This is a genomic window from Polymorphobacter sp. (assembly GCF_051860865.1).
Classification (GTDB): domain Bacteria; phylum Pseudomonadota; class Alphaproteobacteria; order Sphingomonadales; family Sphingomonadaceae; genus Sandarakinorhabdus.
The window spans coordinates 19,269-25,745 of the sequence record NZ_JBIMKZ010000045.1 but is presented as its reverse complement, the minus strand read 5'-3'; the positions used below and the strand labels follow the sequence as shown (position 1 = coordinate 25,745).

General features: G+C 67.4%; 3 protein-coding genes. All 3 read right to left on the bottom strand.

Annotated features, from left to right (window positions below):
* On the bottom strand, window positions 1-3,813 hold a 3,813-nt coding region (locus ACTIFJ_RS09715; RefSeq protein ID WP_439533910.1), incomplete at its 3' end, for a hypothetical protein.
* Window position 3,814: 1 nt separating this feature from the next.
* A complete protein-coding gene (locus ACTIFJ_RS09710) occupies window positions 3,815-5,554 on the bottom strand; it encodes a hypothetical protein (RefSeq protein ID WP_439533912.1) in 1,740 nt (579 codons plus the stop codon).
* A 109-nt stretch (window positions 5,555-5,663) separates the two neighbouring features.
* On the bottom strand, window positions 5,664-6,477 hold an 814-nt coding region (locus tag ACTIFJ_RS09705), incomplete at its 5' end, for a heme-binding protein (protein ID WP_439533909.1).

Sequence of the window (6,477 nt, the reverse complement as noted above, 5' to 3'; positions counted from 1 at the left end):
GAGGACTTTCATGCCGGCGCGCCCATCGGCGACATAGGCGAACAACGAGGCGTTGGTGGAGGCGACGACGACGTCCTCGGCGTCGGTGAGCTTTCCGTCGGCAGTGTAGCGCATGTAGACGCTGGGCCGGCGCGGCGCCTTGACATCGACGATAACCAGTCCTTCGCTTTTGGCCGCGACATAGGCGTAGGTCCGCGCGACATAGAGCTTGCGGGCGTCGGCGATCGGCACGGTGGCGGCGGGCAGATGGACCGGCCGGGCGAGGTCGGTGACGTCGAGCAGCTCGAGCCCGCGCGCGGTCGTCACCCACAAGTAGCGGAACTGGATCGCCGAGGCCCGCGCGTCGGGGAGGGCGATTTCCGCCGTGATCCGGGGCGCGGTCGGGTCATCGAGGTCGATGACGACGAGCCCGCGCGGTGTTGCGACATAGGCGACGTGCCCGCCGAGGATGATGTGCCGGGCGCCGGTCAGCGCCCCGCCGGGGTTGAACGCCGTGCTGCCATCGCGGAATTTCAGCCGGCGGAAGAAGTTGTTGCGCGGCTCGCCGTCGTTCAGCGTGTCGATGTCGGTGACGATCAGCCCTTCCTCGCTGTCGGTAATGAAGGCGTAGCGGTAGATCGGGTGGAAGGCCTGCTCCTGGTTCATGCCGCCGAGCGGGTCGGCGGGGACCTTGCCCTCGGCGCGCAGTGCCTGTTCGGCCATCATCCTGTCGTTGCGGACGACGGCGATCGGCTGGGTCGTGGCGACGGCGAAGCAGGTGGCGTTGCGGGACTTGATCCGCGTGTTCTGCCCGAGCGGCGAGAAGGGCGCGGTGACGATCCGCTCGGACACGCCCTTGTTGCCGATATTGGCGATGTCATAGGCGCGGAAGCCGCCGCGCCCCTCGGCGACGAACAGATATTCGCCGCGGTTCTGGATGCACTGCGCCGGCCCGCCGGTGCCCTGGTGGACGTTGGCGAACTCCTCGATCGAGTCGGTCTCGCCGGACAGCTTCTTGTCGAACACCTTGCCGCGCGTCCAGTTGATCAGCTCGCGGCCGTTCTTCTCGACGTGCAGCGTGTAATAGTCGGGATAGGCGAAGCGGTGGAGATAGGAGCCGAGCACCGCCTGCGGCTCGCCGAATTCGGTCACCCGCACCGCCTCGAGCCCGCCGTCGAGGCCCACCCAGGCGTTGAGCCCGACGAAATTGACGAAGTTGGTCCCCAACAGCATCAGCTGGGCCATGATCGCGTTGTTGTCGTCCTTCTCGGAGATGTGGCAGTCCGAACAGGTCTTGGTCTCCTCCTTGCGCACCGTATGCGGAAAGTGCGGCGCAAAGGCCTGGGACGAGAAGCCCGATGCCGCGATCGGCGGCTGCTGCACATAGATCCGCTCGCGGTTGATGTTGGTGGAGGTCAGGATCAGCGCCGAGCTTGAGCGGATCGGTGCGATGATCCCGCCTTTGGATGTCTGGTGCCGGCCGAGCTGGAACATGTCGTCGCGCGCCACCTGCGGGTTGTAGGTGGCGTAGTTGCGCGTCTCCTCCTCCTCATATTTGTGGGTGGAGGTCTTCCAGTTTGCTTCGATCGGCAGGTGGCAGCCGCCGCAGCTGGTCGTCCAGCTCAGATGGCAGGTGAAGCAGGCCATGTTGTCGTCGCCATGCGCCCGGTCCGCCTCGGCGACGCCCGGCCCGAAGGCTTCGCCGATCCGCCCGATCATCTTGGCCCGCGCCGCCTTCTCGTTGAAGTCCGGATGCCCAGGCGTCACCGAATCCTTCACCAGGCTCAGCGTCCATTCGAGCTTCGGGTCGCTGACCGACCGCTGCACCAGCCGCCTTGCGCCGCCGCCGCTCACCCATTCGAACCGCCGCCGCCCGTCCGGGTTGCGCAGCAAAGACAGGTCCTTGCCCTCAGGCCGGGCGGCGAGGTTGCTGGTCCGCAGCGTCGGATAGGCATCGGCGGTACCATGGCAGTCCTTGCAGCCGATCTCGACCGCATTGGCCACCTCGCCATGGATGAAGCCATTGCCATGGCCGTCCTGGGCGAAATGACAGTCGACGCACTGCATCCCCACCTCGGCATGGATCGACAGCATGTGCACGGCCTTGCCGTTCTGCCCCGCGCCGGGCGTTGAGGCCGGCGCGGCGAACAGGTCAGCGCCGGTCCGGTTGAACTTCTCCGGATCGTCATTGGCGACAACCGCGCCCTTGGCATCCAGCAGATTGCCGTCGCGGTCGCGCTTGTAGATTGCCCGGAAGTTCCAGCCATGGCCGTGGTAATCGGCGAACTGCGTGTCAGTATTGAGCCCGTTGCGGTCGGCGACCGTGCGCAAAAAGTCCATGTCCCGCCACAGCCCGCGTGGTGCGGCGCCCTCGGGGTTGCGCTCATTGGCCTCGCGCACCTCGGCGGCGGTCGGATAATATTGGCGCTTGTAGAGCCGCTGATAGTCGGCGTCGCTCATCCCCTCGGGCTTCGGCAGCCGGTTCTCCGGCCCGGGCCACATGCTGGGCGCGTCGCTCTCATAGTCCCACATGGTGAAGCCGTAGAAGCTGTTCACGAACACATTGGGCTGGTGCATGTGGCAGTTCATGCACTGGGCGCTGGGGATGGCGCGGGTGAATTCGTGGCGCAGCGGATGGCCTGGCTCGTCCTTCGGGATTGTCGGGTCGGCGCTGATGCTCATCCCGTCGCGGCCGTACTTGGCATAGATGGTCGAATGCTTGGGGTCGCGGTCATTGGCATAGACCGAATGACAGGCCCCGCAGCCCGAGGTCCGATAGTCTCCCGGCTGGTCGTTGGTCCCCATGAACCAGGTGAAGGGGTCGTTCAGCCGCGTCTTGTGAATGTTGATCACCGGCACCGCGATCCGCAGCCCGGTCCCCGCCCCGCGGTTGGACTGGCGGATGTCGGGCCGCCCCGGCTCCTCCAGTCGCTGGATCTGCCCCAGCGAGTTCGGCAGGCCGATCTCGGGGAAGATCGGGTTGATGTTCCGCCCGCCGCGCTCGAACACCCGGAAGATATCGGCCGGCGGCAGCACCTGCCATGCCGGCAGCGGCACCATGAACGGCAGCGCCCCGCGCGCCCGCTCCGCCGCCGTCAGGCCCGTCTTCGATCCGACCAGCGGCGAGAATATCGCGCCGGCCTCGGACGGCAGCCCATGCGCGTCCTTCACGGCCCCATGCCCGGCCGGCTCGTGCCCCATTGTCCCATGTTCAAGCAGTTTCGGCCCGCCCTCACGGGTATAGGCCTCGCCGAAGATGTAGTTCTTGTAGGGCGCGATGCCGTTGTTATAGGCCGCGCCGCCGAACAGCATCGCCCCCGTCGCCATCAGCGACCGCTCCGCCGATTCGATCGTCTCCAGATGACAGGCCCCGCACGCCTCGCGCGCCACCCGGTAGTCGGACGGGTTGACGAACTTGACGAACGCCGGCGCCTCCTTGTTGAGCAGCGTGTAGGAGCGCTTGGGGTTGGCCGAAGACGGCCAGTGCCAGACCTCCGGATAGCGCGGCAGCACATGCGCGTCGCTCATCAGCTTGCGATAGGCCGGGTCGGTCCGCGCCAGCGCAGCGGGCGCCACCACCTGCGTGTCGCCGCCATGGCAGTCGGTGCAGCCCAGCACCACCGAGGGCGCCGCATGCATGGTCTTCTGGTCGGAGGCTGTGTGGCAGGAGATGCAACCGGCGCTCTTCGCGTCGGCCTCGGCCCAGCTCTGCGCCTTGGGCGCCGGCGGCACGGACACGCGGGCATAGTCGCGCATCACCGGCTTCTCGCCTTCCGACGCGATGCCGATGCTCGCCAGCCCGAAGGCGGCCATCAGGATCAGCAGCCGCCGCATCTCAATAGGCCAGCACGGCGTTGAACAGCACCGAATAATAACGGCTGTCGCGCGGCGAATTGGCAAACAGGTCCTTCAGCCCCCGCCCCGGCTGCAGCACCGCGCCGGACAGGCGGAACACCAGATTCTGGTTCATCTTTGGCCGCCAGATCGTCGCCAGGCTCAGGTCGGCGCCGATCTCGCGCGGGATCGACCCCTCCACCCGCAGCACCTGCAGCACCTCGGTGGTGGCGAACCACAGGTAATTGGCGTTCGCCGTCACCCGCAACTCGGGCAGCACGTCGAAGTCGGCGCCCGCGCCGAGCAGCATTGTGCCGGGGTTGGTGAAGTTGCTCTGCCCCTGCTCCTTGGAGGAGCGCAGCGAGTTGAGCAGGCCGTTGCGGCCATTGACGGCGATCGCCCGGCCGCCGCCGGCGAATGGAATCGTCTGCCGCATCCAGTAGCTGGTGTCGGCCCCGGCAAATTGCGGATTCTCGAAGATCGCGTCATAGCCCCGGTCGACATCGTCGAACGGGTCCTTGTCGCCGCTGGCATAGAGGCCGGACAGCCGCACCCGGATCCAGTTGAAGTCCATCGACGGCTCGGCCGCCACGAAGAACGCCCGGATTTTCGACGGACGCCCGGTGAAGATATTGTTGCGGTTGGTGCCCATCACATAGCTGGCACTCGCCGTCAGGTTGACCCGGCCCACCCGGCCATCGGCATTGTAGCTGAGGTAGACCGCGTCATAGTCCCGCCCGCGCAACTCGCCGATCAGCGCCGGCCGCACCGGAAAGCCGTTGGTATCGACCTGCACATCGCCGGCCTCGCGGTTAATGTTCCAGGTCACCGCCAGCTGGCTGGTCAGCCCCGGCAGCGGCAGGTCCTGCCGATAGACATTGGCGGTCAGCACATAATCCTGGCGCGGGGAGCGCAGGATCGCGTTCAGCCCGGAGTTGCTGTCCTTCTCCAGCCGCACGAACGCCGCCAGGTTATACTGCAGCCGGTTGTTGTCCCGCGTTCCGAAGAACCGCAGGCCCAGCTGGTTGTCCTGGAACAGGAAACCGCGAAAATCCGAGCTGAACGGCTGGATGCCGATCCGCACTGAATCGAAGTCGTAGCGGTCCGAGACGTTGCGCAGATGCTTGTCGTAGAACAGCTCCTGCACGCCGAAAAACGCGTCGGACCGGTAGGACGGCCGCGACGGCTCCACCAGCAGCACCCGCCGCTCGGACACATCGACATGGTTGAACTGCACCGCCACCGCCGCGCGCAGCTCATAGTCGGGTGGCTTGAAGGCGGTCGAGCCCTTGGTCAGCGCCGCCCCGATAATGAAGGTCTGGGCGAACACCGCCGAATGCTGGCGGCCGAAGACATCGTTGTTGCCCGGCCGCTCGGTGGTCTGGTTGCCCACCGGCGTCGGAAAGCTGCGCGGCTCGGCCACGGTGTCGGAAATCAATGTCAGCTGGAAGAACTTGTCATGCGTGCCGCACAGCGGCCGGTCGCCCTTCAGCGTGTTCTGGTTGTACGGGTCCCGCCAGTCGGACTTCACCAGCCCCAGCGTCTCCACCAGCCGCCAGCGGTCCGGCACCGGCAGATGGTCACGCGGGAAGTTGCCGGCCTGCGGCAGCGCCACGGCGCCGGGGTTGGCCTGCTGGACGCGGTCGGCCAGGTCACGGCTGAACAGCCCCGGCCGCCGTCGGCCCTCGACCGGCATGTTGGCCGCTTCGCCGCCTTCGCGCGCCTCTGCCTCGGCCGCCATTTCCGCATTGGCCGGCGCCAGCGGCGCATAGCAGTCGAACCATTTCGAGAACGGCCCGGCCTCGGCCGGCGTCGCCGCCAGCGCCGTCAACACGAGGCAGAGAAGGGGACTAGAGGCCCTGGCAGACATTCTGCTCGGCCGTATCGATGAAGGGGGCGAACGGGCAGCCGACGAAGCGCAGCCGCACCCCGGGGCTGCCAGACAGCGGCACGCTGATCTGGTCCGAGCGGATGGCGGCGGGCGGCAGCCCGATTCCGCCGACGCGCACGCCGGCGTTATGCAGCCCGAGGAACGCCGTCATGTCGTCCTGGTCGATCCCGTCGCCCGACACGCCGATCGCGCCGACCAGCACCGCGCCGCGATAGATCGGCACCCCGCCCGGGAAGATCTGCAGGCCGTTGGCGAGCCGGTTCGAGCCGCCGCCATGCAGCGGCAGGAAGGTGCAGCGCGCCGATTCGGTGCCGCCCAGAAGCGCCGCCAGATTGGGCGTGATCAGCGCCGATTGCAGCCCGTTGGAAAAGGGCGAGAACTGCCCGATCGGCCGGCTCAGCGGCCCGGGCGCCCGCGCCACCTCGCCATCGGGAAAATAGGGCCGCGCCACATTGCCGATCGCCCGGTTGCTGAACGCCCATTGCCCGTTCGGGCTGCCGTTCGCCGCCGCGAAGAACTGGCTGATCCGCGGCGCAAAGGCGCTGACATTGGCATCGCCCACCGCGCCCAGATCAGCCTGCACCCGGCTCCCCGAGAAGAACGCCGTCGATCGCGCCTTCTGTACCGCCACATCGGCCCCGAACACCGGCGCATCCGGCCCCCGCACCAGCCCCAGGATGCTGCCGCGCGTATCGACCACCGAGATCGACACCTGCGCCCGACTGTCGAGCGGCTGGCGGATCTGCCCGCGCGCCCGGCTGGCGATCTTGAAC